A 25,460-nucleotide genomic window follows, 5' to 3' on the forward strand; every position below is an offset into this window, starting at 1 on the left:
GTGATTCCTCATGTCTCGTGTGGCTAAAGCCCCAGTAACTGTACCTAACGGTGTAACAGTTACTCAGAACGGCCGGCAGGTCGAAGTGAAAGGCAGCAAAGGTACATTGTCTTTCAACCTGCATGCGCTGGTCGAGCTAAAACAGGAAGACGGTACTCTAGTTATTGCTCCTAAAGCTGAATCTAAAGACGCTTGGATGCAAGCTGGTACTGCTCGCGCTGTGCTTAACAACCTTGTAAAAGGTGTAAGCGAAGGTTTCGAACGTAAGTTACAACTTATCGGTGTTGGTTATAAAGCTGCGGTTAAAGGTAACGTTGTTAACCTTAACCTTGGTTTCTCTCACCCGATCGACTATACGCTTCCTGAAGGTGTAACTGCTGAAACTCCAACTGCAACTGAAATCGTACTTAAATCTGCTGATAAAGCAGTTCTAGGTCAAGTCGCTGCAGATATCCGTGGTTACCGTCCACCAGAGCCTTATAAAGGTAAAGGTGTTCGTTATTCTGACGAAGTTGTACTTCGTAAAGAAGCTAAGAAGAAATAAGGCGCGAGGTTCTTATGAACGAAAAGAAACAATCCCGTTTGCGTCGTGCGAAAAGCACACGCTTGCACATCCGTGCATTGGGTGCGACTCGTTTGTGTGTAAACCGCACTCCGCGTCACATCTATGCTCAAGTTATCTCAGCAGATGGTGGCAAAGTATTAGCGCAAGCTTCTACTCTAGACGCTACTTTACGTGCGGGTACTACTGGTAACGTTGAAGCAGCTCAAAAAGTAGGTGCTTTAATCGCAGAACGCGCTAAAGCAGCTGGTGTTACTAAAGTTGCATTTGACCGTTCTGGTTTCAAATATCATGGTCGTATCAAAGCCTTGGCTGATGCTGCCCGTGAAAACGGCTTGGAGTTCTAATCATGGCTAAAGTTGAACAAAACGAAGGTCTTGTTGAAAAGCTGGTTGCCGTTGATCGTGTAGCCAAAGTTGTTAAGGGTGGTCGTATCTTCTCTTTCACAGCATTAACTGTTGTGGGTGATGGTAATGGTCGCGTAGGTTTTGGTCGTGGTAAAGCGCGTGAAGTTCCAGCTGCTATTTCTAAAGCACTTGAAGCTGCTCGTCGTAACATGATTACTGTTGACCTTGTTGATGGTACTGTTCAGCACCCTATCAATGCTCGTCACGGTGCAAGCCGCGTTTACATGCAACCTGCTTCTGAAGGTACTGGTGTAATTGCTGGTGGCGCGATGCGTGCAGTTTTAGAAGCTGTTGGCGTACGTAACGTATTAACTAAATGTTATGGCTCTACAAACGCTGCTAACGTAGTAAACGCGACTTTTAACGGTTTGCGTGATATGACTTCTCCTGAGAAAGTTGCTGCGAAACGTGGTTTAACAGTAGAACAAATTCAAGGGTAATCAATCATGAAAACGATTAAAGTTACCCAGACTAAATCTGCATCGCACCGCTTGAAAAATCACAAGCTGAGCCTGAAAGGTTTAGGTCTGCGTCGTATTGGTCATACTGTAGAAGTGCAAGATACGCCTTCTAACCGTGGTATGATCAACCAAGTCTACTATATGGTTAGTGTAGAGGAATAAGCCATGACTCTGCGTTTAAATACAATTGCACCTGCAGAAGGTGCTAAGCGTGACAACCTTCGTCTAGGTCGTGGTATCGGTTCTGGCGTTGGTAAGACTGGTGGTCGTGGTATCAAAGGTCAAAACTCACGTAAGAGCGGTGGTACTCGTCCAGGTTTCGAAGGTGGTCAAACTGCACTTTATCGTCGTTTGCCTAAATTCGGTTTCACTAGCCAATTGGCTTTGAAAACTGCTGAAGTACGTTTATCTGAGCTTGCTAAAGTTGAAGGCGACATCGTGTCTCTTGAAACTTTAAAAGCTGCGAACGTTGTACGTAAAGACATGACTCGTGCTCGTATCGTACTTTCTGGTGAAATTACTCGTGCATTCACTGTACAAGGTGTTGCATTGACTAAAGGCGCTAAAGCTGCTGTTGAAGCTGCTGGCGGTAAAGTCGAGGAGTAATCCCCAGTGTCTATGACTCCTAGTTCTTCAGGTCATGTCAACATGATGAAAGGCCAACCATTTCATGTGAAATACCGTGAAATTATTCGTCGAATGATGTTTCTCATTGGTGCGTTGTTGGTGTTTCGACTAGGAGCGCATATTCCAGTACCAGGGATTAATAATGCCGCGCTAGAAAATCTGTTTAATGCAAACCAAGGTACCATCCTTGGTTTGTTTAACATGTTTTCGGGTGGTGCATTAGAGCGAATGTCGATTCTTGCTTTAGGGATCATGCCATACATCTCTGCATCGATTATTGTGCAGTTAATGTCTACAGTGGTTCCATCGCTCGAAGCTTTGAAAAAAGAAGGCGAGCAGGGCAAACGTAAGATTAACCAATACACACGACAAGGCACGCTGTTCCTTGCACTTGTGCAAGCAATTGGTATGTGTGCTGGCCTGATCAGCCAGGGAATTACCCTGACCTCTGGTCTGGCTTTTTATGTTCCTGCAGTAACCTCTTTGGTTGCGGGGACCATGTTCTTGATGTGGCTGGGTGAACAAATTACCGAGCGTGGGGTAGGTAATGGTATTTCCATGATCATCTTCGCAGGTATCGTTGCAGGATTGCCGACTTTAGTTATGCAGTCTCTAACTTCAGTGGATAATGGCCAGTCTAGTCTAATTGGACTAGCAATTTTTGGTCTGTTATCGATTGCTGTACTAGCAGCGATTGTGTTTATCGAGAAGGCGCAACGTCGTATTCCGGTGAACTATGCTCAAAAGCAGCAGGGACGTCGTGTATTTACTGCACAGCAAACACATTTGCCATTAAAAATTAATATGGCGGGTGTAATTCCGGCAATTTTTGCCAGCTCTTTACTTTTGTTCCCAGCGAGCTTAGGTCAATGGGTTGGTAGTTCGGATCCAAGTGCAGGAATTATCAAGCGTAGTCTACAAGACTTGGCATTGGTGTTATCGCCTGGTCAGCCGTTGTATTTGGTGCTCTTTGGTGCGTTAATTATCTTTTTCTGTTACTTCTATACAGCACTGGTATTTAGTCCTAAAGAAGTGTCAGAGAACTTGAAACGCAGCGGAGCTTACGTGCCTGGTATTCGTCCAGGTGAGCAAACTGCTCGTTACTTAGATCATATTCTCAATCGTTTGACCTTTATTGGCGCGATATACATCACTGTCATCTGTTTAATGCCGATGATTCTGCAAAGCTCTTTTGGTATTCCATTTAGCTTGGGCGGAACATCGTTGCTGATCGTGGTAGTGGTGGTGATGGACTTTATGGCTCAGCTTCAAGCACATCTCACCTCGCACCAGTATGACAATCAAACGTTAATGAGAAAAACGACTGCTCATCCTAAGGGATAAGCGCACTTAGAGGTTTCATCATGAAAGTACAAGCTTCTGTAAAGAAAATTTGTGGTAGCTGTAAAGTTATCCGTCGTAATGGGGTTATCCGCGTAATTTGTAGCGCAGAACCTCGTCATAAGCAGCGTCAAGGTTAATCTGATCAAGACCTGTTGATTTCAGTAGGCGAATTGGGTTATTATCCGCCCCTCAAGATTTTTGTGGGGCGGTTGATTATCTCTACTGCCTTTTTGGAGAAAATTGAATGGCTCGTATTGCCGGTGTAAACATTCCGGATAACAAGCATGCTGTTATCTCTCTAACGTACATCTTTGGTATTGGTCGCCACACTGCTAAGTCAATCTTAGCTGCTGCGGGTATCCCAACTACTACTAAGATCCGTGAATTAGATGACGCTCAGCTTGATGCGATTCGTGCAGAAATTGCCAAGGTTCCGACCGAAGGTGATTTACGTCGCGAAATTTCCATGAACATTAAACGTTTAATGGATTTAGGCTGCTACCGCGGTCTTCGTCATCGTCGCAGCTTGCCTGTCCGTGGTCAACGCACCAAAACTAACGCACGTACCCGTAAAGGTCCGCGCAAACCAATTAAGAAATAAGATTTCTGGAAGCTAAAAGATGGCTAAAGATACTCGCACACGCAAGAAGGTCACTCGTACCGTCTCTGAAGGTGTTGCACACATTCACGCTTCTTTTAATAACACCATTGTGACTATTACCGATCGTCAAGGTAATGCACTGGCTTGGGCCACTTCAGGTGGACAAGGCTTCCGTGGATCACGTAAATCAACTCCGTTTGCTGCTCAGGTAGCTGCTGAAGTTGCTGGTAAAGCTGCTTTAGATTACGGTTTGAAAAACTTGGACGTCCTTGTGAAAGGTCCTGGTCCAGGTCGTGAGTCTGCGGTTCGTGCATTAGGTGCAGTGGGTTATAAAATTAACAGCATTACCGATGTGACTCCAATCCCTCACAACGGTTGCCGTCCACCTAAAAAACGTCGCGTGTAAGGAGAAACATTCATGGCTCGTTATATTGGTCCAAAATGCAAACTCTCTCGCCGCGAAGGGACAGACCTGCAATTAAAATCTGGCGTTAAACCATTTGACGTCAAAACTAAAAAACACGCTAAAGCTCCTGGTCAACATGGTGGAGCTCGTGGCGGTAAACAATCTGAGTACTCACTACAATTACGTGAAAAACAAAAAGTACGTCGTATGTACGGTGTTTTAGAGCGTCAATTTAGTAACTACTACAAAGAAGCTGCTCGTGTTAAAGGCGCAACTGGTGAAAACCTGTTGAAATTGCTCGAAAGCCGTCTTGATAACGTTGTTTATCGCATGGGTTTTGGTTCTACACGTGCAGAAGCTCGTCAGTTAGTATCTCACCGTTCAATCACTTTAAATGGCCGCCGCGTTAACATCGCGTCTATCCAAGTTAAAGCTGGTGACGTGATTGCAGTTCACGAAGGCGCTAAACAACAATTACGTATCAAAAACGCAATTGAATTAGCTGCTCAACGTGGCATTCCTTCTTGGATGGAAGTAGATCATTCTAAACTAGAAGGTACGTTCAAAGCTGCACCGGATCGTTCTGATTTACCTGCTGAAATCAACGAAAGCTTGATTGTAGAATTGTATTCTAAATAATCCTTGAGGTAGCAATATGACGCGTACTGCAAATGAGTTTCTAACTCCGCAAGCGATCAAGGTCGAAGCGGCAAGCGGGACCTCGGCAAAAGTTATTCTAGAACCCTTAGAGCGTGGCTTTGGTCATACTCTGGGCAATGCTTTACGTCGCATCCTTCTTTCTTCTTTACCTGGCGCTGCTGTGGTAGAAGTTGAGATTGAAGGTGTTGAGCACGAGTACAGTACTTTGGAAGGCTTGCAGCAGGACATCGTCGAGCTCTTGCTGAACCTAAAAGGATTGTCTATTAAGCTGTTCGATCAAAATGAAGCTTATTTAACATTAGAGAAACAAGGTCCAGGCGACGTAACTGCGGCTGACCTTCGTTTACCTCATAATGTTGAAGTGGTTAACCCTGAACACTTGATCGGCACATTAAGTGCATCAGGCAATCTTAAGATGCGCCTGAAAGTGGCTCAAGGCCGTGGCTACGAGACTTCTGACTCACGTTTCCCAGAAGGCGAGACTCGCCCAGTGGGTCGCTTACAGTTAGATGCATCTTACAGCCCGATCAAACGTGTGTCTTACACAGTGGAAAACGCTCGTGTAGAACAACGTACTGACCTTGATAAACTGGTCATTGATCTTGAAACCAACGGTACAGTTGATCCAGAAGAAGCAATCCGCAAAGCGGCAACAATCTTGCAACAACAAATTGCAATCTTTGTTGATCTTCAGAAAGATCAAGCTCCTGTGGCTCAAGAACCTCGTGAAGAAGTTGATCCAATTTTGCTTCGTCCAGTAGATGATCTAGAGCTAACTGTTCGTTCTGCTAACTGTTTGAAAGCAGAAAACATTTACTACATTGGTGATCTTGTACAGCGTACTGAGGTTGAGTTACTTAAAACTCCTAACCTTGGTAAAAAATCGCTTACTGAGATCAAAGATGTTCTGGCTTCCAAAGGCTTACAACTCGGCATGCGTTTAGAGAACTGGCCACCAGCTAGTCTCCGTATGGACGATCGTTTCGCCTATCGTAGCCGTTAATTAAGTAGGACTATCACCATGCGTCATCGTAATAGTGGTGTGAAATTAGGCCGTACAAGCAGTCATCGTAAAGCGATGTTCCAAAACATGGCTAACTCTTTGTTCGAGCACGAGTTGATCAAAACAACTGTGCCTAAAGCAAAAGAATTACGTCGTGTTGCTGAGCCTTTAATCACTTTAGCTAAAGTCGATACAGTAGCAAACCGTCGTTTGGCGTTTGCTCGTACTCGTTCAGCTGCAACTGTTGGTAAATTATTTACCGTTCTTGGCCCTCGTTACAAAGAGCGTAACGGCGGTTATCTACGTGTTCTTAAAGCGGGCTTCCGTGCAGGTGATGCTGCACCGATGGCTTACGTTGAGCTAGTAGATCGCGAAGTTAACTAATTTCGTGTAGAGCAGCAAACGTTGTTCGAAAAGGTCGGTTGAATAAACCGGCCTTTTTTATTGTCTTGCATTTACCCATTATCAGGCAGTTTAGAAATTTGTCCTGAAAAGATAAGAAAATAATCACTTTTATTCAAACTTGACATTGTGTATTGTCAATTTTGTGATTTAATAAAATATATGACAATGCTCAGGTAAAAGAAGAATATGGAAAAGCAAGTTGATATTTTAATTGTAGGCGCGGGGATCTCGGGAATTGGTCTGGCGGCCCATCTTTCTAAACATAGTCCTCAACGCTCATTCGAAATTATTGAACGTCGCGAAAGCTTTGGCGGTACGTGGGACCTGTTTAAATATCCTGGTATCCGTTCAGATTCGGACATGTCGACTTTTGGCTTCAACTTTAAGCCTTGGAAAAAAGAAAGTGTATTGGCTTCTGGCTCGGCAATTAAAAATTATCTTGCAGAAGTGGTTCAGGAATTTAACTTGAGCTCAAAAATTCATTTTCAACATCGCGTCGTTAGTGCCAATTATGATTCAGCGACACGTAAATGGTCAGTCGTAGCTGAAAACGCTCAGGGCAAAAAGCAGACCTGGATCGCTAACTTTGTTCTTGGCTGTACGGGTTACTACAATTATGATCAAGGCTTCCAGCCGGAATTCCCGAATCAGGATGCATTCAAAGGTACATTCATTCACCCGCAGCATTGGCCTGAAAATCTGGACTATAGCGGAAAAAAAGTAGTGATTATTGGCAGTGGTGCGACAGCGATTACCCTAGTTCCAGCCATGGTGAAAGGCGGTGCAGGGCATGTGACCATGTTACAACGCTCTCCCACCTATATCGCCTCAGTTCCTTCGATCGACATGATTTACTCAAAAATGCGTAAATTATTGCCAGAAGATGTGGCTTATAAGCTGACCCGTGCGCGTAATATTGGCATGCAGCGTGGTATCTATGCACTCGCACAAAAACAGCCAAAACTACTGAAAACCTTATTATTGAAATCTGTACAGTTTCAGTTGAAAGGGAAAGTGGATATGAAACACTTTACCCCGAATTATGAACCTTGGGATCAGCGCCTATGTGTAGTGCCAGATGGGGATTTATTCAAAATCCTGCGTGAAGGTCATGCATCTGTAGAAACAGATCATATCGAGAAATTTACTGAAACTGGGATTCAGCTGAAATCAGGTAAATATCTGGATGCGGATATTATTGTGTCTGCTACTGGTTTAAATATTCAGATTCTGGGTGGTATTCAGGCCACGATGGACGGCAAGCCTTTGGATACGTCGAAGCATATGCTGTATCAAGGGGTCATGCTCAGTGATGTGCCAAATATGGCGCTGATTATTGGTTATATCAATGCTTCCTGGACCTTGAAAGTGGATATTGCCGCAGAATATATCTGCCGTCTGCTCAATTATATGGATCAGCATGGTTATGATGAAGTGATTCCAGAAGGGGATGCTACGGAATTACTTGAAGATACGGTGATGGGTAGTTTAACTTCAGGCTATATTGCCCGTGCCGCAGATGTGATGCCGAAACAGGGTAAGCATGCACCTTGGAAAGTATCTAATAACTACTTGGCAGACCGTAAAGAGCTTAAAACGGCATCTTTTGAAGATGGAGTATTGAAATTCAAATCGAAATCCAGTGCTGTGCCAGCCAAGCCAAGATTGGTGTCTTAAGTATAGACATAGATAAAAGGAGTACCTGATGTACTCCTTTTTCATATTTCAAATTAGAGTGATCTGGAAATCAGTTCCTTCATGATTTCATTGGTTCCTGCATAAATGCGGTTCGCGCGATTATCCAGGTACGCTCGTGCAATCGGATATTCCAGCATATAGCCATAACCGCCATGTAGTTGTAGGCATTCGTCAACCACTTTGCTATACAGTTCAGAAATTTTGTATTTAGCAGCTGCGGCGGCATCAACTCCCAATTTTTGAATAAGCTGTAGTTGCATACAACGGTCCAGATAAGCTCGGCAGATTTCAATTTCGGTACGCAGTTCTGCCAGTTTAAAACGGGTATTTTGAAAAGCGCTGATCGGTTTGCCAAAGGCTTGACGTTCTTTGGTGTATTTTACCGTATGTGCGAATGCCGCTTCTGCCCCTGCCTGACATATGATGGCCACAATTAACCGCTCCCAAGCCAGTTCTTTCATCAGCATCATAAAACCCATGCCTTCCTGACCTAGCAGGTTTTCTTTAGGCACACGGACATTGTCAAAGAACAGTTCACAGGTATCCTGACCTTTCATGCCGATTTTATTTAAGGGTTTACCTTTACTAAATCCTGCACGATCTGCTTCGACCATAATCAAAGAAAGATTGGCAGAGCCTTTCTCACTATGACCCGTCTTACATACCGCAATTGCCGTATCACAAAGATAGCCATTGGTAATGAATATCTTGGAACCATTAATCACATACTCATCACCCTCTAATACAGCACTAGTGCGTACTGCCTGCAGGTCGGAGCCAGTTCCAGGTTCGGTCATCGCAATTGCCGTGACCACTTCACCTGTAGCCATTTTCGGGAGCCATTGCTGCTTTTGTGTTTCATTGCCAAAGTTCAGAATATAATTGGCCACGATATCGGAGTGCAGTGAAAATCCTGTCGCAGAGTCGCCTGCATAGGCCTGTTCCTCGATCAGGATCATACTGTATAAACGATCCACCCCTGAACCGCCATAAGCTTCAGGCATCGTGGCACAGAGAAGGCCAAGTTCACCGGCTTTATTCCAGAGCTCACGATCGACATGCTGTTGCTGTTCATATTTTTCTGTATGAGGAATCACTTCCTTTTCATAGAATTTACGGACCGTCTCCCGAAAGGCTTCATGTTGATCATTGAAAAGCTGACGTGGCAGCATGCTGGCCAATGGACGGATCGCGCTCGAATGCATCTTATAATTTCCTTATTGTGATGTTTTATTTAACTTAAGATAGAGCAGACGAGGGAACAATGAGCTGAATGTTCAAATCTGGGGAATCTACTGATGCTTTTGGTCATTTGTATGAAATACCTCGAAATTCAGCAATGGCTTAAGGTAAACTACTCAGGTTTGTAACGAGTTGGGAAAATTCGATGACTGATGACATCACCTTAGAAGAGCGCAAAGTGATTTATCGCGCGCGTCGTGGCTTGAAAGAGATCGATGTATATTTTGATCCCTACGTGAAAAACTATTATCTCACTGCTGATCCCTTCGAAAAACAGATGTTTGCTGAGCTGGTTGCACAGGAAGATCCAGACCTGCTGGACTGGTTTATGGAAGTGTCTGAACCCCCACGCCCTGAATTAAAAGATTTTATCAAGAAGCTTAAATTTTACGTTCATGGATAATCGTTGTTTCAAGCTGAAACGCAGCAAGTGTGCGCTGGTGTTTCAGCTTTTTATTTTCGCTGTATTAATGTTCCTGCTGTATCAGTTATTGCCTGTGATAATTTGGCTGGTTTGTGGCGTCATCGGAGTGGTCATCTACCAGTTGTTTTATCGTAAGACACCGCACATTGAGCAGTTTGAATATCTGGATGGACGTGAATGGTCACTGACAGCAGCTGCGCAAGGCACACGGCGAGTGTTGATCAGTCACGTGATTGATCACCAAGCTTATATCGTGGTGTATTTCCAGCATGCAAAAGCACGTCCGTTGCTCATCTGGTGTGACCAGTTGCCTTTTAAACAATGGAAGTCTTTGAAAGTTTTGACAAAAATACTTTAATTGTCCGACAAATGATATTCCGAAATTTTAAATAAATTGATTAAAAATAAAGATTTATCCGCTAACCCCGCTTGAATTGTCAGACAAAAAATCACATTTCTCTGTAAAAACAATGAATTGTCTGACAATTTTTCAGCTGCTTTTTTTATAAGCAGGTACATTTAAGTCACCAACAGCGAACACAGGAGATCATGATGGAATTTCCAATGTGGATGTTTTTGATCGTTGCGATTGTGATGGCCCTAGTCATAGGACGGCTGGGAACGGTGCTGAAGGACAGATTTTCACCTAAATAACAGAATTAAGCTCGAGAACCTATTTTCTTCTCAGCTTGCCAAGTTGATAAGTAGCATGTGCTGAACCGTCGCAATGCTACTTTTTTTTGCCCAAAATTTGGGATTTTATCTACTGCAGTCAATTGCAGCTGGGCAATTTAATGGCAAAGTGTCTGGTCTAAATTAGAGTAAATACTCTTTTATTCGTTATATGCTTCTGATATGTTTAGCAGAATAATGGACATAATCACAATTATAGAGGACAGGAAAATGTCGAGCGTCCGAAAAATATGCCAAGGTATGGCGACCATTGCAATAACAACAACAGTTCTAACAGGATGTTCTCAGGTCATTAAAACCGGTGCCAATGTGGCGCTGGGCTTCACTGAAAAGCATATTGTTCCACCAATCCTGGCGATGGATGATGCCGAGATGGTGTGTAATTCCGGGAATTCTTTAACACCAGCCATCATGTCGACCAAGGAAATGGGGGCTGATCCGACTCGTGTTGCGGTACTGATGTACTCCGCAGCGGGGATTTGTGCCGAGCAGAAAGCGCTGGATGCAGAGCTACGGTATCTGCGTGCTTCTAAAGTCAATCAGGTGACTGAAGCTCAGGATGCGCGGATTGAGCAGAAACGGTGGGCTGCACTGGCTGCACAACGTCAGTACACGGGTTATCAGTTATTCCAGACCCGTTATGAGAAAAAATATAAAAAAGCGCTGGGTGAAGGCTGTCCACGCATGAACAGTGATATTGAACAGACAGTTTATCTGCTGGGCATGCTGAGTGGCTTGCAAGCCATGACCAATGACATTAACTCGGGTGGGGCTGTACAAGTACCTAAAGATATTGCGGCTGTGGTTGAGCGTGGCATGACCTGTCTGGATAATACCAAATTCTGGGGCGCGCCAAATGCAACCCGTGCTGTGATCTGGACTTTATTGCCAGGGGCAGGTGATGGAAAACCTGATCCTTACCAAACTCTGAAACAGTCAGTACAAATCGGTGAGCAAAAAGGTGTACGTTTATCACATGCCTTATATGCTGTAGCGGCACAGGCCAGTGGGGATGATGCCAAAATTCGTGATGCGTTAAGAACCTTTGATCAGGCACGTAGTGATGAAAAGCCAGTCAATCCTCAGTTCAAGCTGATCGACAGTATGGCTGCCATTATGGTGAATGGTATTTCTGACCGTTACTGGACTGAAAATACCGGTATTCGTAGTGCAGATGATGGCATGCAGACCTTCTGGGATGAAACAGATAATTCTTCAGAACTGGATGATCTGTTTAGCGCTGACCTATAATTTAATGAAAAATTAAGTGAATGATGCTCATAGAGGTCATTTTCAATATGCTGAAAGGAGTTCAAGGAGCCGATGCAAGATCAACATCTTCGACGAAAAATTATTTTTCTGGCGGCTTTTGTCTCTCTTTCAGCGAGTTTGCAAATCTTTAACGATGCTTTCATCTACTGGCAGGAAAGCCTGCTCGGAGAATTCTGGCGGCTCTGGACTGCGCACTGGGTGCATGTCGGCTGGGCCCATTATTTTCTGAATATCCTTGCCTTTATCTGTTTACCTTTCATTTTTCCCCGTGCATCTGTGTGGCATTTCGTCTCGATTCTTTTGATTCTGCCGCCGTTGATCAGCCTGAGTTTTTATTTTTTCCTGCCAAATATTGAAGCATATGCAGGACTATCCGGGGTATTACATGGGGCCTATGTCGCAGTCGCCTGCGTGCATCTACTTTATCAGCGTGAACGTGGGTTTGCCGTAATGGTATTATTTTTAATCTTTGCCAAACTGATTTGGGAAAATACCATTGGAAATCAGGAAACTGCACAACTTATCGGCAGTCCGGTACTGGTCGAAGCGCATTTATTAGGGGTGATCTGGGGAGTGGTAGTCGCATTGCTCTATATCTTGGGCAATTATGTCCAGGATAGCTGAAACTGTTGGCAGAAAAGACAAAAAGAAAAGATAAATTGTCATTTTTATTCTGCTGATTTTCATGCAGAGTCAAAACAGAAAATAATGATACTGACCCTTGTAAAGGAATTTTCGGGGCAGACAGGAAGACCAGCGCTTAAAAGAATGTAAGGCGCGAAAACAAGAATAGGAAAATACATGCACAACGATAATCAAAACAGATCAGGATTAGGTCTGTTACGTTATATCTGGACAGAGTGGATCTCGACCTTTGTCGTGCTCATCTTGCTCTTACTGACCTTAGTGATTGGAACCGGGGAAATGATTCATGGTCAGTTACTGCGTATGGGCGAGCGTCTGTATGGTGATCCGGCGACAGGCATGCAATATTCGTTTTTGCGTGCTGAACCGAAAGCACCACAATGTGATCGTAATATTAATGTCGATCAAAAAGTTCAGGAGCAGATGAAAGCAGATGCCGCCGATGAATATGCCGATTTCTTCGGTGTACGTTCTGAAGCGGATGTGCGTGCTGCAGTGATGCAGGCACAACAGGTTTGTGAAGAGTCTTACCAGTTCTATGACAAGGCGATAACGCATATTGAAGCGCATCCAAGTATTCGTGCCTATCGCAGTTTTGAAACTTCATTCTTTGGCATTTTCAAGTTCGGGACTGAAAACCGTGCCTTGCTGCTCATCATTATGGTGGTATTTGCTGCAATCAGCGCGACATTGAAAACCCATCATATTGGTCTACGTAGTCCAGCCACTCGTATCGACTTTAAAGTCTATTCTGTGGCGATGCTGATCGCGAACAGTTTCCTGGTCTATTCTTCCTATAGCCAATATATGTCGGTGCTGAATTCCGGGGTGCCAATGGGAGACATGAAGTATGTCTACTGGCTATGGATGATTCTCTTTGGGACATTGACCCTGATCAGTTTGTATCAAGTCATTAAGCCACCTCAGGCGACCCGAGAAGGGGGCAGTTTCGGGCTGGCTTTCTTAAGCGTGCCACTGTATGCCTATATGGCCATCAGTACCGGGTTTAACTTTGTCTTCTTGATGGATTACCCGATGGGTCAGGGCATCTATCTGGGGCAACTGGTTGAGTTTTCGAGCATCTTCCTAAATCTGGCCTTATTTATCTGGGCCGGTATGTTGCTGAAACAAACCCGTGTCGTAGACATGTTCCTCAATATCCTGCGTCCATGGAATCTGGCGCCAGAAACCTTGACCTGGTTAATCCTGCTGGCAGCTGCATTACCAACCGCTTATACCGGTGCATCCGGGATTTTCGTGATTGCTGCAGGTGCGATCATTTATAAGGAAGTGTGGAATGCCGGTGGTCGCCGTCAGTTTGCCTTGGCAGCAACCGCCATGTCGGGTTCACTCGGTGTGGTATTACGTCCATGTCTATTAATTGTTGTGGTGGCTTCACTGAACAAGGAAGTGACGACAGATATGCTGTATCACTACGGTGTCTACGTCTTCTTGCTCAGTTCAACATTGTTCCTGATCATTTCGCTATTCTTTGCTGAAAGCAAGTTCCGTATTGCTGCACCTGGTCTGGCTGCACCACAGTCTGCACGTGCCTTTGTAAATGTGATTCCTTATATCGTGATTTTCATCCTGATCTGGCTGTTCTACAAATATGCCTTGTCTACAGATCTGAATGAATTTACTGCGCCTGTCATGATGCCAGTCATTCTATTGATGATCGTGCTATTTGATAAGTTGCGTCACGAGCCTGCACCATTACCGCCAGTGGGACATTGGGATGAAACCTTAACCACCACCTTAGGTTCAGCAAATACGCCTGCAATGGCGACCGCGGGTACAGCCATTAATGCTGAATATCGTGAAGCAGACCATATTGAGCAGCAGGGCAGTGAGCTGGCTGTAGACCATGGTGTAAAACGTTCGGCTGTTGGTGAAAGCCTGCGTCAAGTTGGCTTCTGGAAATCATTACACATTTCGACCAGTGAAACGGTTGGACACATTGGTGCGCTGGTGATCCTGATGGCACTGTCTGTCAGTGTGGGCGGCCTGCTGGAACGTATGGAAATTATGGAAGCGTTCCCGACAGATATTAGCAGTACCATTCTGGTGATTTCCATGATTGTTGGCCTGATGGTGTTCGTTGGCATGATCATGGACCCATTCGGTGCGGTGATCCTGATTTCAGCAACCGTTGCACCAGTCGCCTATCAGTATGGAATTCATCCTGTGCATTTCTGGATGATTACCTTGATTGGTTTTGAGCTGGGTTATGTGACACCGCCAGTTGCCCTGAACCATCTGTTAGCAAGGCAATCCATTGGTGATGCTGAGGTGGCCGAGGCGGATGCAGAAGTTCGACATAAGTCCTTTTATTACCGTTATGAGCGCTGGATTTTACCGATGATCGTGTTACTGCCAGCGATGCTGATCATTGCCTATGTACCTTATGTATTTAAACTCTTCGGCTGGTATCAGTAATTTAAGCAAATAAAAAAAGCACCTTCGGGTGCTTTTTTTATTGTGGCCTTAACGCAGCCTAAGCTTATTTTGTAAAACAGGACTGCAAAGTAAAATCCCACAAAAAATCAGCCCTAATCCGAGCAGGCTATAGAGATCCGGAACTTCCTGCCAGAATAAATAGCCCCATAAGCCAGCGAAGAAAATCGCAATATAGTTCACTGGTCCAATCTGACCAGCAGGTGCCAGTTTATAAGCATTGGATAGAAATAACTGGCTGGTATTTGCCAATAAACCGGCTGCAATTAAATAACCGAGTTCAGTCAGGGTATAAGGACGCCAATGCCAGAACATTGGAATCATGGAAATCAGGGTGCCGATCAGACAGAAATAAAACACAATTCGTTCTGGTGGTTCAGTTTGGGTCAATGCGCGAACCGTGACAAAAGCCATAGCAGCCAAGAAGCTGGCACTCAAGCCAATCACAGACATTAGGTTAAATAAACCGGAATCAGGCTTAGCTACGCACAACACGCCAATAAAACCGATCGCAGCAGCCAGTAACATGCTTTGAGTGACTTTTTCTTTTAGAAACAGCCAAGCAATCAGCGGAATAAAAATTGGTGAGGAATAGGTAAAGACCATGGCATTGGAGAGCTTTAAATGTGCAATGGCATAGAAAAATCCATACATCGCCGTCAGACCTGCGACAGAACGCCAGGTGTGCATCCAGAGTTTTTCAGTTTTAAAAAAGTTAATGCCTTTATTGAAGATTAAAGGAAGAAAAATAAACAGGCCGACAAAATTCCGGAAAAATACCACAGTGGCATTGTCAACGGTGTGTGAGGCGAAGCGGATACAGACGCCCATGACTGAAAACAAAAAAGCGGAACAGGTCAGAAAGACAATTGCCTTAACCAGATGCGAGGGGGAGGCTACACTCATGAGGGAACTTAGCTAGAAAATCTGTGGATATTCTAGCTGAAAATCCCTAACTCATTCTGACTATTGTGCCAGTTGTGCTTCGAGTAACTTGATTTGTTCCTCTTTGAGTTTAATCAGCTCATCCGCATCACTATGCTGTTGCTTCAGGCTTTTTTCCTGCTCATTGAGCTGTTGCTGAATATCTTCCAGTTTGGCAATTTCTTCTTTCGCCAAAGTGGCATTTTCAGTGACTTCTTCTCTTATAATAGAGGCATCGACCAAGACATTTTCAGAAGTAGGCACAATTTCTTCCGGTTCAGGTTCTGCTTTAGGTGCAGCTTGTGTCACCGGTGCGTGCATCAAGTCACCCTGATGTGCCGGTAATGTTTCATTTTGCGTGAGAAAAAACTGTGTAATTATTAAAACAGCAATAATCACAACAATTAATCCACTCACTATTCCCCATAAAAGTTTAGGATTTTGTCGATGATCTAGAGTCATTTAGGTTCCCGAAATTATTCTTTTGGCTGACGGGGTTTAAACTGAATCACACCAATTTCATCCGGAACGGCTGGTGACTCAGGTTCCTCGATATGGGTAGGACGGTTTTCTTCATACCCACATTCGATACATTCAATCCATTCAGCTTCACCAGAGGTCAGCATAACGATCCGATCCAACGCCTGACATTTAGGACATTTTGCGCCTGCAATGAAACGACGTTTGATAGCCATCATACTCACCCTGTGATTTACTTAAAAACGTAGTTTAAGCGTTTTTAGAGCGGTTCGTCCAACCTTGATGACGTAACAAAGCATCTATTTTTGGCTCGCGTCCGCGGAAATTGATAAATGCGTCAAGTGCTGTATCTTTTCCGCCAACTGCTAGAATTTTTTGTCTAAACTGCTTTCCGGTTTCAGTGTTAAAAATTCCTTCTTCTTCGAAGCGATCGAAGGCATCACTGGCCAAAACTTCTGCCCATTTATAAGAATAATAGCCCGCTGCATATCCACCCGCGAAGATATGACTGAAGCTGTGCTGGAATCGGTTATATGCTGTAGTAGGTAAAACGGCATATTTTTCACGAATCTCGTTTAAGGTTGCCTGAATCTGTTCAGCACTCAATGCCGGATTGGCACGGTGAATGGTCAGGTCGAATAAAGCAAATTCCAGCTGACGCAAAGTTTGCATACCGGACTGGAAGAAACGGGCATCTAATAAAGCTTTTAACAAGTCAGCAGGTAAGACTTCCTTGGTTTCGATATGTTCGCTGAGCAGGTTTAAACTGTCCTGATCCCAGGCCCAGAATTCCATAAACTGGCTTGGTAGTTCGACAGCATCCCAATCCACGCCATGCGTACCAGCCACGGCAATATTGTCCACCTCTGTCAGCATATGATGCAGACCGTGACCAAACTCATGAAACAGGGTAATCACTTCATCATGAGTCAGTAGTGCAGGGCGGTTACCCACAGGTGGAGTAAAGTTTGCTACCATATAACAGATTGGTTTTTGCAGGCCTTCAGCAATTTGCATGCGTGAACGGAAGCCGCTCATCCAGGCACCGCCACGTTTGCCCTGACGTGCATAGAGATCGAAATAGAAACCGCCAATCACTTCGCCCTGATCTTCCAGTTCAAAATAACGCGTATCTGGATGCCAGACTGGCGCTTCACGTTCAACCACCTGAATGTCATATAAACGTTTCAGGATACTGAACAGGCCTTGCAGAATTTTTGGAGCCGGGAAGTAGGGTTTTAGCGATTCCTGAGACAGATTAAACTGCTGCATTTTCAGCTTTTCAGAATAGTAACTGCTGTCCCAGGGCTTTAATTCAGTAATACCATCTTTAGCAGCAATGGCTTTCAGTTCAGCCACTTCCTGTTTAGCAGGCGCACGGGCATGTTCCGCCAGATCACGCAGGAATTCATCAACAGCTTCGACATTTGGCGCCATTTTGCTGGCCAGTGAATATTCGGCATAGTTATTAAAGCCTAATAGTGCTGCCATTTCCTGACGTAATTTCAGGATTTCTTCCATGATGGCTGTATTGTCAAATTCAGTCTGTTCGGACTGATCTGACGCGCGTGTGGTATAGGCTTTATAGAGTTCTTCACGCAGGCCACGATCTTCGGCATGAGTCATAATTGCCAGATAAGACGGGAAATCTAAAGTGGCAACCGGCTGATCCAGTTCACGTTGCTGGCCATACTGTTTTAAGAGTTCAATATTGCTTTCAGACAGGCCCGCTAATTCTTCTTCCTTAAGCGGTCTGAAATAAGCTTGAGTTGCATCCAGTACATGATTGGAGAAATCTGAGGAAAGTTGTGACAAACGTGCAGAAATTTCTGCATAGCGTTTTTTGGCTTCACCCTCTAGAGCCACACCTGACAATTTAAAGTCACGTAGCGCCAGTTTAATTGCACTTTGCTGAGCTTCCGGCAGTTCATTGAAGACCGGTGCATCCTGTACATGCTGATAGGTTTGATATAGCGCCGTATGCTGGCCCAACTGGGTATAGTAATCACTTAGACCCGGTAATAATGCCTGATAGACATCACGGGTTTCACTATTATTCATGACTGCGTTGAGATGCGACAAAACACCCCAGGACTCGCTCATATTATTTTCTAGCGTGTCGACCTGTTTCAGAACAGCAAGTTGTTCCTGGACAGTATCAGGTGTCTGGTTCAGTTCATTTAGAAATTGCAAACCTTGCTGAATGCAGTTTTCAATTTTTTGTTTAAGATCTGCCAGCGTAATCTGATCGAATTGTGGAACGGGTAAAGTTGCTTTTTCTAATGTCATGTCGTTTCTGCCGAAGTCATTTCCTGTGTTAAATCTAGATGTAGGGCTTATTGGCAGGGAAATCAAGCATACGACGGTATTATTTATTCGACTTCAGACTGGATCCTGATCTCTTGAATTTCATGCACAATGCTGCCTAAATTACTTGTTGTAAGCTTAAGCTGTAGTTCAACGGGTTTATTTTGATAAAGCAGAAACTCAGAAGCAGATAACTCCATAACCGGTAAATGTCTATATTCTGTGTCAAAGGCATAAGAGATATGATTTCGAACACCTTTGAATTTCCCAGCCTGAGTAGTAATCGAAATACTGTTAGTTTCGCCTGTTAGCTTCGTATAAAGATAGGGTGGATAGGTGGTCAGATTAATCCAAAGTGCTGAGATCATGACCGAAGGAAAGATAAAAAGACTATAAAATTTGGGGCACTTTCTGAAATTACGCCAATGATAAGGTGGAAACCATAAACCATGCTGTTTGAGTCTTATAAAATACAGCAATATTCCAATACATATGACACAGCTTATAATCAATGCAAAATAATTCGTAAGTGGCGTTGCTACAAAATTAAAATACTTGAGTGCAATAAAGTCACTGAGGATCAAAATCGTAAAAATTAGAATCGCATAGATATGTAAATGCTGTTTATTATTTGATGCAATAAGCATGATATTTTTTTAGTCGTTATTTAACTGAATTATAAAATAAAAAAGAGCGCCGTAGCGCTCTTTTTTATGATCATCAGAAATTATTCAGTCTTGGCTTTTGCATTCGACTTTTTCTTTTTGATCTTGGCTTTTTTCTTTACTTTATCTTTAGCCTTTGCTTCAGACTTTCCTGCAGATTTTTTAACAGGCTTTTTGCTGTAGGAACTGGGCTTGGATTTGTCTTTTTTGCGTCGTATGGGCTGTTCTCCATCATCACTGGGCTGGGCTTTTTGCGCACGCTCATGATTATTGAAGACTTCCTCTTTTGCTTCCGGACGTGGTGCAGGTTTTTTTTCTGCGACACGTGGAGCACGGGCGCGAATTGGACGACCCGCATGAGTCAGTTGCTGGATCAATTCAAAGTCAATTTTGCGTTCTTCCAGATTGACTCCAGCGACCTTGATCTTGACTTCATCACCCAGACCAAAGATCTGGCCACGGTTCTGGCCGACCAGACTCTGGCTGCTTTGATCAAAGACAAAGAAGTCATCGCCCAACTGGCTAACATGCACCATACCATCGACATAGAGGTCTTTCAGCGTGACAAACAAACCAAATTCAGCCGTTGCACTGATAATTCCGACGAACTCTTCACCAAGATGTTGCTGCATATAGTGACATTTCAGCCAGGTCGTTACAGAGCGGGAGGCTTCATCAGCACGGCGTTCTGTCGCTGAGAAATGCTCACCGGCATCATCTAAAGATGCACCTGAAATTGGATATGGCTTTTTACTCAAATGAGCTTTGATAGCACGATGTAATAACAGATCCGGATAACGGCGAATTGGAGAGGTGAAGTGTGTATACGCTTCATAGGCCAGACCAAAGTGGCCAGCATTGTCGGCACCGTAATAGGCTTGCATCATGGAACGTAATAACACGGCATGAATACTTGGCGCATCAATCCGGTCTTTGGTCGCTTCAATCACCGCTTGATAATCGGCTTGTGTTGGCTGTTCCGGGAATGGCAGACCCAGCAGTTTCACGAAATCACGAACTTTCTGGATACGTGAGAACTCAGGGGGTTGATGCACCCGGTACAGCATCGGTATTTCATTTTTCAATGCATATTCAGCTGCTGCAACGTTGGCTAGCAACATACATTCTTCAATCAGCTTATGCGCGTCATTGCGGGTACGTGGCAGAATCTCATTAATACCACCCAGCTCATCGAAAGTCATATAGGTTTCAATGGTTTCGAATTCCATCGCATTACGTTCAGCACGTAAGCCTTTTAGAATCTGATACAACTGGAACAGGGTATTTAGTGATTTACGTACACTACGATCTTCAGTGATTGCTGTACTGTCACCTTCAAAATACTTCGCGACCTGATCATAGGTCAGACGTGCCTTGGAATGCATGACTGAAGGATAGAATTCATACCCGGTCACTCGGCCAGCACGTGACAGTTTCAGGTCACAGACCATGCACAGGCGATCGACATTCGGATTTAATGAACACAGGCCATTAGAGAGTGCTTCAGGCAACATTGGTAAAACGAAGTGTGGGAAATACACGGATGTCCCGCGTTCTTGCGCTTCATCATCCAGTGGTTTGCCCGGACGTACATAATGACTCACATCAGCAATTGCCACGACGACACGATAGCCACCACCCGGACGTTTTTCTGCATAAACCGCATCATCAAAGTCACGTGCATCTTCGCCGTCAATGGTGACAAGCGCTAAATCACGTAGATCGACACGGCCGTCACGGTCTTTGGCAGAAGGCTCTTTAAAGCTTTCCGCTTCTTTCAAGACTTCTTCAGGGAATTCATATGGCAGGCCATATTCCAGAATAGTCTGTGGAATGATGATTTCGGTATCGGCTTTGTCTGCCATCGACTGCACAATATGGCCAGTCGCAAATTCTTCTTTAGTCGGGTAGGTGTCAATTGCCACGCGGATTGAATCGCCGACTTTGACCTGGGCATGCTCGATCAGCTCTTTTTCTAGAGTAATAGGCTGATGTGCATTTGGATTAGCTGGCTGAACAAAATATTCGCCTTCATATTCAGACACTTTACCAATGATCTGTTTGACACGATGCTGCAAGACTTCGGTAATAAAGCCCCAGGCTTTGCCTTTGCGGTCTACTGAGGTCTGACGGACTTTGACACGGTCACCGTTAAAGACCTGACGCAATTCACGCTCAGGTAAGAGCAGGTCATCTTCACCTGAAATATTGGCTGTGCCGCTTCCCTTGGAGTTGATATACACCGTTGCTTCATGCTCAGGCTGTTCCGCCGCGATCTGGAACTTGTAACCGTCTTTCATCAATTGCCCGTCACGTACCATCGCAATCAGACGATGGCTCAGGGCATCAATACTTTTTTGATCGGCAATTTCAAAATATTCCACCAGGTCGGCATGGGACAGGGCAGTTTTTTCTTCTATAGTTTCGAGAATCAGGGTACGGCTTGGAATAGGGTTGTCATAACGTTCGGCTTCAGCTTTTGCTTCAGGATCGACCCAATTTTTCATCATATCTTTAAAGTGTCCTTGGAGATAGGTTTAGCATAAGTCATGTCAGTGCAGACTGCACGTAAATGATTGCAATAATCTGTTTAAGTTTTCGATTTTTGGCTAATTTTAGATAACTGGAAATTTATCGGGTTTTTCAGGACTTAAATGACTAAAAACAGGGAAATTGTTTAAAAAGTATTTAAACGAGCAAAAATATGCAGTTTTTTTTCAAGCTGTGCTTGCAGTGCTATGCCGAAATTTGTATTATGGCGGCACGTTACGGTGAGATGGGTGAGTGGCTGAAACCACGTCCCTGCTAAGGACGCATACGGGTAACTGTATCGAGGGTTCGAATCCCTCTCTCACCGCCACTTTACTTATGTCGCGCTCATAGCTCAGCTGGATAGAGCACTTGGCTACGAACTAAGGGGTCGGGAGTTCGAATCTCTCTGAGCGCACCAATAAGTAAATCGGAAAATAACGTAGTCTAATAAAGACGACACAAGTTACGCGCTCATAGCTCAGCTGGATAGAGCACTTGGCTACGAACTAAGGGGTCGGGAGTTCGAATCTCTCTGAGCGCACCAACTTGAACAATGAACCGCACATGTTGCGGTTTTTTTGTGCCTAAAATTTACAGAATCCGCCTGAATCACAGGCTAAAAATAAATCCTAGATAACTCAATAAAAATAAGGGCATGGTGATGAGAAAAATTATTGTCCAGGAATTTCTAACTCTAGACGGTGTAATGCAGGCACCCGGCGGCCCGGAAGAAGATACATCTGGTGGCTTTCAATATGGTGGCTGGGTGGCGCCGTATTTTAGTACTGAACCCGATCCAGTATTTGATCGCATCATGCAAAAATGGATGCAGTCCACCGATATCCTGATTGGTAAGAATACCTTTCAGATTTTTGAACCCTACTGACCGAAGCATGCTGAAGACTGGCCAGGAATTAATGAAGTGAATAAATATGTGCTATCCACCAGTTTGGATCACTCGGACTGGCAAAATACGATCTTTCTAAAAAGTATTGATGAGATCATTAACCTGAAGGCTTCAGGGGAGGAGGATCTTCGGGTGTATGGCAGTGCCGCAGTGGCACAGGCCCTTTTTAAACATGATCTTGTGGATGAACTCTATTTAATGACCTTTCCTGTGATATTGGGCAGAGGAAAACGTCTATTTGCTGGAGACTCTATGCCAGCAGCATTTGCACTGACAGATCATCAAGTGACTTCAAATGGCGTGGTATTGAGCTGTTATCAGCGGGCAGGCAAGGTTAAAACTGGCCTGGTTGGAGAATAGCTCTATTAGGCTGTGAGCAAATGAATATGAGGTCACTGAAAGATTAATTTAGCTAATCCTGAAATTTTGCCAAGTCTGGGTTATTGCTTTTAACTCTAAATTCGCAGGAATTTTCATCAAAAAAACTGAAATATTGTAGTATCGTTTAATTACTGTACGTTCGGTTATAATTTTATTAAAAAACACTTAACAAGTGCTGAAAACTCTATATAATGCACCCCATCAAGACGTCGCGCTCATAGCTCAGCTGGATAGAGCACTTGGCTACGAACTAAGGGGTCGGGAGTTCGAATCTCTCTGAGCGCACCAATCTTGATAAAGAATTCTGAAAAAACCGCACATTGATGCGGTTTTTTTACGTCTTTAGTTTTTAATTTTTCATATAAAAAACCAATAATTAGACATGAACTTAAGATTTTAATTTCTGCTGTACTTTTAAGGCATAGACGGTATTACCACCAACTGCCGGCAACATGTCATGATAGGGAAGGCTGCGCATGGCTTTCAGTAAAAAAGGCGCCTGATCATGAATTTTCATGGAACTGGTGATTTGGAATAGCGTTCCCTGAGATTGCGGCAAAAGCTCCATTCCACCCCGTACAAATTTTAAATCTCCGCCATTAGCATAGAACTGGTTTTGTAAGGTATTTGGCTGTTCAAAACGCATTTTAAAATTAAAGGGAATCTGAATGACGCCCAAGCCGACTGATACCTTGTAGTTGGCATCAATACTTTGCGGGTTGACTGGGTTCAGTTCCACTTTTTTGATCTGTCGCGGAAAGAGTTTCTGGCTGGCTTGAGCCGATAACCAAGGCTGCAGCTTCTCAGTCGGATGCGAGAAATATTGATAGGTGGTACTGAATCTTAGATTTTCTGAACTTTTGCCGGTCTTAACCTGATAATTGGGCAAAATAAAGCTGACAGGCTGTCCTGATTTTTGACTAAGCTGGGCAATTTTCTGAGTTTGCTGATTACTGAGCTGAACTTGAGGCACTGCCGTATTTAAAGCTATAGCGGAAGAATATTTAAAACGCTGCTTTAAAGCTTCAAGCAGAAAGGCATTGGTGCCGGCGGGAATGCCGAGTTTGGCTTCAGGCAGGGCATTTAGAATCTTGCTAAATAGAAAACCTTGTGGCTGGTTCAGATCGCCCCATTGCGTCACTGTCACTAAGGTTTTATTGGGAGCTAGTGCAAACCATTCCAGCTTTCCGGCCCCATAGGGAATTGGTGCATCCAGAATTAGTGTGCTGATACTGTTATTTTCCAGATGATGCTGCATCACTACAGTTTCTTTAAAGTTTAAGACCGGGATTGGAGTGGGAATATGCACCTGATATTTGACTTGTTGAATGCTCCCTTGCTGCTCAATTACTTTGGCGGATTTTAGGGTCGGAAACAGGCCGACATAATTCGGATAATGTTGCAGTAATTTTTCGACTTGTGCTTCGGATGCAGGCAAGACTACAGCCGCACTATAAAACTGGGATTTGCTACTAGAAGCCGTTTTAAAAGTCGGTAGATGGGTTTTGCTGGCAGGATGCGCATAAATCAGGATACGTTCGCCAGTGAGTTCAGCCAGTTGCTGAGAATTGCCTTGAAATACATCAAGACTGCTTGGCAGATTAGGGGTCCATGGCGTTATTTTTGCAAAAGCCGGTGAGATTGCACATAAGGTACTACTCATCAGCAGATAGGGGATTAATCCTTTCATCCAATATCCTGTTGTGTATTTTTTGTTTTAATCATGATTTATTTAAAACTAAATTCAGTTATTTCCAAAGCAAAGTTATGTAATTGATAGCATAAGCCATGAGTTTTAAGCATATTTTGATATAGTATGGATCAGGATTTTATATTTTTGATGTGATGCTATGACTGAGTCAGCACCAACTTTATCCACCCGTTATTATCTTACTTTAGAAGAATCTCAGGATGGATTTGCTCTGGCCACTTTTGGCAAAAAACAGATTTCACGCTTTCTGACGCCTTTGGTTAGCATCGGGATTATTATCTGGGGCTTCTCAATGGACCTGAATGGGGTTGGCCGTTATTATGTGGCATTGGGTGCCTTCTTCCTGATTTTACAGGGCATCATGCGCTACTGGTTCCTGCCGATGATGTTTAAGCGCCAGTTTGTAAAATATCAGTTTGGAAAAAGTGAACAAGGCATTGACCTGTTTCAGGACTATGCAGAAATTTTCAATAACGGACGTAGCAAGGTCGTGCATTATAATGAAGTACAAAGTTTTGCTATCGGCAAGCTGACCTATATGCTGGAACTGAAAAACCGTACAGTGGTGATTGTGCCAAAACGTGCCTTTAAAGATGGTACTGAGCAAAGCATTTTCGAAAATACCTTCAAGAAATAAGACAGATCA

At 44.0% G+C, this 25,460-nt stretch carries 27 protein-coding genes, 4 tRNA genes and 1 pseudogene; 24 read left to right on the plus strand and 8 right to left on the minus strand.

From position 1 onward, the window contains the following. Positions 1-10: 10 nt before the first annotated feature. From rplF to FTU19_RS09275, 13 genes are all read left to right on the plus strand, one after another. Positions 11-544, plus strand: coding sequence for a 50S ribosomal protein L6 (gene rplF, locus FTU19_RS09215; protein ID WP_004786903.1), 534 nt, complete (start codon positions 11-13; stop codon positions 542-544). Between the two features lie 14 nt (positions 545-558). Beyond that, complete coding sequence (gene rplR / locus FTU19_RS09220) at positions 559-909, plus strand: 50S ribosomal protein L18 (RefSeq protein ID WP_004281497.1); 351 nt, start codon at positions 559-561, stop codon at positions 907-909. 2 nt (positions 910-911) lie between these two features. Beyond that, a complete protein-coding gene (gene rpsE / locus FTU19_RS09225; protein ID WP_004786901.1) occupies positions 912-1,409 on the plus strand; it encodes a 30S ribosomal protein S5 in 498 nt (165 codons plus the stop codon). 6 nt (positions 1,410-1,415) lie between these two features. Beyond that, the gene (rpmD, locus tag FTU19_RS09230; protein ID WP_004786899.1) at positions 1,416-1,592 is read left to right on the plus strand and encodes a 50S ribosomal protein L30; all 177 of its coding nucleotides are present in this window, start codon (positions 1,416-1,418) and stop codon (positions 1,590-1,592) included. Between the two features lie 3 nt (positions 1,593-1,595). Further along, positions 1,596-2,036, plus strand: a complete 441-nt coding sequence (gene rplO / locus FTU19_RS09235) for a 50S ribosomal protein L15 (RefSeq protein WP_004786897.1) — start codon at positions 1,596-1,598, stop codon at positions 2,034-2,036. 45 nt (positions 2,037-2,081) lie between these two features. Further along, positions 2,082-3,401 carry a preprotein translocase subunit SecY gene (gene secY, locus FTU19_RS09240; protein ID WP_171505548.1) on the plus strand — a complete coding sequence of 440 codons (1,320 nt, stop codon included), beginning with the start codon at positions 2,082-2,084 and terminating at the stop codon, positions 3,399-3,401. Between the two features lie 20 nt (positions 3,402-3,421). Further along, positions 3,422-3,538: a 50S ribosomal protein L36 gene (gene rpmJ, locus FTU19_RS09245; protein ID WP_000867907.1), complete on the plus strand. Its 117-nt coding sequence runs from the start codon at positions 3,422-3,424 to the stop codon at positions 3,536-3,538. A 107-nt stretch (positions 3,539-3,645) separates the two neighbouring features. Continuing rightward, on the plus strand, positions 3,646-4,002 hold the full coding sequence (gene rpsM / locus FTU19_RS09250) for a 30S ribosomal protein S13 (protein ID WP_004786893.1): 357 nt from the start codon (positions 3,646-3,648) through the stop codon (positions 4,000-4,002). 19 nt (positions 4,003-4,021) lie between these two features. Next, the gene (gene rpsK / locus FTU19_RS09255) at positions 4,022-4,408 is read left to right on the plus strand and encodes a 30S ribosomal protein S11 (RefSeq protein ID WP_001040166.1); all 387 of its coding nucleotides are present in this window, start codon (positions 4,022-4,024) and stop codon (positions 4,406-4,408) included. Between the two features lie 12 nt (positions 4,409-4,420). Then, on the plus strand, positions 4,421-5,047 hold the full coding sequence (gene rpsD / locus FTU19_RS09260) for a 30S ribosomal protein S4 (protein ID WP_004786890.1): 627 nt from the start codon (positions 4,421-4,423) through the stop codon (positions 5,045-5,047). A 16-nt stretch (positions 5,048-5,063) separates the two neighbouring features. After that, positions 5,064-6,071: a DNA-directed RNA polymerase subunit alpha gene (locus tag FTU19_RS09265; RefSeq protein ID WP_004786889.1), complete on the plus strand. Its 1,008-nt coding sequence runs from the start codon at positions 5,064-5,066 to the stop codon at positions 6,069-6,071. 18 nt (positions 6,072-6,089) lie between these two features. Continuing rightward, positions 6,090-6,455, plus strand: coding sequence for a 50S ribosomal protein L17 (rplQ, locus tag FTU19_RS09270; protein ID WP_004786886.1), 366 nt, complete (start codon positions 6,090-6,092; stop codon positions 6,453-6,455). A 207-nt stretch (positions 6,456-6,662) separates the two neighbouring features. Beyond that, entirely contained in the window at positions 6,663-8,153 is a 1,491-nt protein-coding gene (locus FTU19_RS09275) for an NAD(P)/FAD-dependent oxidoreductase (RefSeq protein WP_180130874.1), read from the plus strand. A gap of 53 nt (positions 8,154-8,206) precedes the next feature. Here FTU19_RS09275 and FTU19_RS09280 read toward each other — a convergent pair whose 3' ends face one another. Beyond that, a complete protein-coding gene (locus tag FTU19_RS09280) occupies positions 8,207-9,379 on the minus strand; it encodes an acyl-CoA dehydrogenase family protein (protein WP_180130877.1) in 1,173 nt (390 codons plus the stop codon). A gap of 182 nt (positions 9,380-9,561) precedes the next feature. Here FTU19_RS09280 and FTU19_RS09285 point away from each other — a divergent pair, with 182 nt between their 5' ends. From FTU19_RS09285 to FTU19_RS09305, 5 genes are all read left to right on the plus strand, one after another. Then, entirely contained in the window at positions 9,562-9,819 is a 258-nt protein-coding gene (locus tag FTU19_RS09285; protein ID WP_034590267.1) for a succinate dehydrogenase assembly factor 2, read from the plus strand. Beyond that, positions 9,812-10,198: a hypothetical protein gene (locus tag FTU19_RS09290; RefSeq protein WP_159122623.1), complete on the plus strand. Its 387-nt coding sequence runs from the start codon at positions 9,812-9,814 to the stop codon at positions 10,196-10,198. Before FTU19_RS09285 ends, FTU19_RS09290 begins: the two co-directional genes overlap by 8 nt. 545 nt (positions 10,199-10,743) lie before the next feature. Further along, a complete protein-coding gene (locus FTU19_RS09295; protein ID WP_004786877.1) occupies positions 10,744-11,784 on the plus strand; it encodes a hypothetical protein in 1,041 nt (346 codons plus the stop codon). A gap of 72 nt (positions 11,785-11,856) precedes the next feature. After that, positions 11,857-12,429, plus strand: a complete 573-nt coding sequence (gene rrtA / locus FTU19_RS09300) for a rhombosortase (RefSeq protein WP_180011205.1) — start codon at positions 11,857-11,859, stop codon at positions 12,427-12,429. A gap of 177 nt (positions 12,430-12,606) precedes the next feature. Then, the gene (locus FTU19_RS09305; protein WP_179992773.1) at positions 12,607-14,889 is read left to right on the plus strand and encodes a TRAP transporter large permease subunit; all 2,283 of its coding nucleotides are present in this window, start codon (positions 12,607-12,609) and stop codon (positions 14,887-14,889) included. Positions 14,890-14,937: 48 nt separating this feature from the next. Here FTU19_RS09305 and FTU19_RS09310 read toward each other — a convergent pair whose 3' ends face one another. The 6 genes from FTU19_RS09310 to rnr all read right to left on the minus strand — a co-directional run bounded on the left by FTU19_RS09310 (position 14,938) and on the right by rnr (position 21,793). Continuing rightward, a complete protein-coding gene (locus FTU19_RS09310) occupies positions 14,938-15,813 on the minus strand; it encodes a DMT family transporter (RefSeq protein WP_104425693.1) in 876 nt (291 codons plus the stop codon). A gap of 60 nt (positions 15,814-15,873) precedes the next feature. Further along, positions 15,874-16,293 carry a hypothetical protein gene (locus FTU19_RS09315; RefSeq protein ID WP_034169654.1) on the minus strand — a complete coding sequence of 140 codons (420 nt, stop codon included), beginning with the start codon at positions 16,291-16,293 and terminating at the stop codon, positions 15,874-15,876. Positions 16,294-16,307: 14 nt separating this feature from the next. Further along, a complete protein-coding gene (locus FTU19_RS09320; RefSeq protein WP_171064841.1) occupies positions 16,308-16,520 on the minus strand; it encodes a YheV family putative zinc ribbon protein in 213 nt (70 codons plus the stop codon). A gap of 40 nt (positions 16,521-16,560) precedes the next feature. Further along, the gene (locus FTU19_RS09325) at positions 16,561-18,600 is read right to left on the minus strand and encodes a M3 family metallopeptidase (protein WP_180012366.1); all 2,040 of its coding nucleotides are present in this window, start codon (positions 18,598-18,600) and stop codon (positions 16,561-16,563) included. A gap of 83 nt (positions 18,601-18,683) precedes the next feature. Further along, complete coding sequence (locus FTU19_RS09330) at positions 18,684-19,265, minus strand: hypothetical protein (protein WP_180130880.1); 582 nt, start codon at positions 19,263-19,265, stop codon at positions 18,684-18,686. Between the two features lie 80 nt (positions 19,266-19,345). Further along, positions 19,346-21,793, minus strand: coding sequence for a ribonuclease R (gene rnr, locus FTU19_RS09335; RefSeq protein ID WP_180130883.1), 2,448 nt, complete (start codon positions 21,791-21,793; stop codon positions 19,346-19,348). A 260-nt stretch (positions 21,794-22,053) separates the two neighbouring features. Here rnr and FTU19_RS09340 point away from each other — a divergent pair. The 5 genes and pseudogenes from FTU19_RS09340 (at position 22,054) to FTU19_RS09360 (ending at position 23,391) form a co-directional block, all read left to right on the plus strand. After that, positions 22,054-22,143, plus strand: a tRNA-Ser gene (locus FTU19_RS09340). Between the two features lie 13 nt (positions 22,144-22,156). After that, positions 22,157-22,233, plus strand: a tRNA-Arg gene (locus tag FTU19_RS09345). A 49-nt stretch (positions 22,234-22,282) separates the two neighbouring features. Next, a tRNA-Arg gene (locus FTU19_RS09350) sits at positions 22,283-22,359 on the plus strand. Between the two features lie 117 nt (positions 22,360-22,476). Beyond that, positions 22,477-23,082 (plus strand): annotated as a pseudogene (locus tag FTU19_RS09355) (dihydrofolate reductase family protein). A gap of 232 nt (positions 23,083-23,314) precedes the next feature. Then, a tRNA-Arg gene (locus FTU19_RS09360) sits at positions 23,315-23,391 on the plus strand. 100 nt (positions 23,392-23,491) lie between these two features. On the opposite strand, the gene FTU19_RS09365 is transcribed toward FTU19_RS09360, so the two are convergent. Then, on the minus strand, positions 23,492-24,793 hold the full coding sequence (locus tag FTU19_RS09365; protein ID WP_180130885.1) for an SRPBCC family protein: 1,302 nt from the start codon (positions 24,791-24,793) through the stop codon (positions 23,492-23,494). Between the two features lie 160 nt (positions 24,794-24,953). On the opposite strand from FTU19_RS09365, the gene FTU19_RS09370 reads away from it, so the two are divergent. Continuing rightward, positions 24,954-25,451, plus strand: a complete 498-nt coding sequence (locus FTU19_RS09370) for a YcxB family protein (protein WP_180004383.1) — start codon at positions 24,954-24,956, stop codon at positions 25,449-25,451. Positions 25,452-25,460: the final 9 nt, after the last annotated feature.

The sequence above is a fragment of the Acinetobacter sp. YH12072 genome, from assembly GCF_013419565.1.
GTDB lineage: Bacteria > Pseudomonadota > Gammaproteobacteria > Pseudomonadales > Moraxellaceae > Acinetobacter.

What these genes read in the sequence shown, in the direction of transcription:
- rplF (WP_004786903.1), top strand. Translation starts at nt 11, where the DNA reads ATGTCTCGTGTGGCTAAAGCCCCAGTAACTGTACCTAACGGTGTAACA.
- rplR (WP_004281497.1), top strand. Translation starts at nt 559, where the DNA reads ATGAACGAAAAGAAACAATCCCGTTTGCGTCGTGCGAAAAGCACACGC.
- rpsE (WP_004786901.1), top strand. Translation starts at nt 912, where the DNA reads ATGGCTAAAGTTGAACAAAACGAAGGTCTTGTTGAAAAGCTGGTTGCC.
- rpmD (WP_004786899.1), top strand. Translation starts at nt 1,416, where the DNA reads ATGAAAACGATTAAAGTTACCCAGACTAAATCTGCATCGCACCGCTTG.
- rplO (WP_004786897.1), top strand. Translation starts at nt 1,596, where the DNA reads ATGACTCTGCGTTTAAATACAATTGCACCTGCAGAAGGTGCTAAGCGT.
- secY (WP_171505548.1), top strand. Translation starts at nt 2,082, where the DNA reads ATGAAAGGCCAACCATTTCATGTGAAATACCGTGAAATTATTCGTCGA.
- rpmJ (WP_000867907.1), top strand. Translation starts at nt 3,422, where the DNA reads ATGAAAGTACAAGCTTCTGTAAAGAAAATTTGTGGTAGCTGTAAAGTT.
- rpsM (WP_004786893.1), top strand. Translation starts at nt 3,646, where the DNA reads ATGGCTCGTATTGCCGGTGTAAACATTCCGGATAACAAGCATGCTGTT.
- rpsK (WP_001040166.1), top strand. Translation starts at nt 4,022, where the DNA reads ATGGCTAAAGATACTCGCACACGCAAGAAGGTCACTCGTACCGTCTCT.
- rpsD (WP_004786890.1), top strand. Translation starts at nt 4,421, where the DNA reads ATGGCTCGTTATATTGGTCCAAAATGCAAACTCTCTCGCCGCGAAGGG.
- FTU19_RS09265 (WP_004786889.1), top strand. Translation starts at nt 5,064, where the DNA reads ATGACGCGTACTGCAAATGAGTTTCTAACTCCGCAAGCGATCAAGGTC.
- rplQ (WP_004786886.1), top strand. Translation starts at nt 6,090, where the DNA reads ATGCGTCATCGTAATAGTGGTGTGAAATTAGGCCGTACAAGCAGTCAT.
- FTU19_RS09275 (WP_180130874.1), top strand. Translation starts at nt 6,663, where the DNA reads ATGGAAAAGCAAGTTGATATTTTAATTGTAGGCGCGGGGATCTCGGGA.
- FTU19_RS09280 (WP_180130877.1), bottom strand. Translation starts at nt 9,379, where the DNA reads ATGCATTCGAGCGCGATCCGTCCATTGGCCAGCATGCTGCCACGTCAG.
- FTU19_RS09285 (WP_034590267.1), top strand. Translation starts at nt 9,562, where the DNA reads ATGACTGATGACATCACCTTAGAAGAGCGCAAAGTGATTTATCGCGCG.
- FTU19_RS09290 (WP_159122623.1), top strand. Translation starts at nt 9,812, where the DNA reads ATGGATAATCGTTGTTTCAAGCTGAAACGCAGCAAGTGTGCGCTGGTG.
- FTU19_RS09295 (WP_004786877.1), top strand. Translation starts at nt 10,744, where the DNA reads ATGTCGAGCGTCCGAAAAATATGCCAAGGTATGGCGACCATTGCAATA.
- rrtA (WP_180011205.1), top strand. Translation starts at nt 11,857, where the DNA reads ATGCAAGATCAACATCTTCGACGAAAAATTATTTTTCTGGCGGCTTTT.
- FTU19_RS09305 (WP_179992773.1), top strand. Translation starts at nt 12,607, where the DNA reads ATGCACAACGATAATCAAAACAGATCAGGATTAGGTCTGTTACGTTAT.
- FTU19_RS09310 (WP_104425693.1), bottom strand. Translation starts at nt 15,813, where the DNA reads ATGAGTGTAGCCTCCCCCTCGCATCTGGTTAAGGCAATTGTCTTTCTG.
- FTU19_RS09315 (WP_034169654.1), bottom strand. Translation starts at nt 16,293, where the DNA reads ATGACTCTAGATCATCGACAAAATCCTAAACTTTTATGGGGAATAGTG.
- FTU19_RS09325 (WP_180012366.1), bottom strand. Translation starts at nt 18,600, where the DNA reads ATGACATTAGAAAAAGCAACTTTACCCGTTCCACAATTCGATCAGATT.
- FTU19_RS09330 (WP_180130880.1), bottom strand. Translation starts at nt 19,265, where the DNA reads ATGCTTATTGCATCAAATAATAAACAGCATTTACATATCTATGCGATT.
- rnr (WP_180130883.1), bottom strand. Translation starts at nt 21,793, where the DNA reads ATGATGAAAAATTGGGTCGATCCTGAAGCAAAAGCTGAAGCCGAACGT.
- FTU19_RS09365 (WP_180130885.1), bottom strand. Translation starts at nt 24,793, where the DNA reads ATGAAAGGATTAATCCCCTATCTGCTGATGAGTAGTACCTTATGTGCA.
- FTU19_RS09370 (WP_180004383.1), top strand. Translation starts at nt 24,954, where the DNA reads ATGACTGAGTCAGCACCAACTTTATCCACCCGTTATTATCTTACTTTA.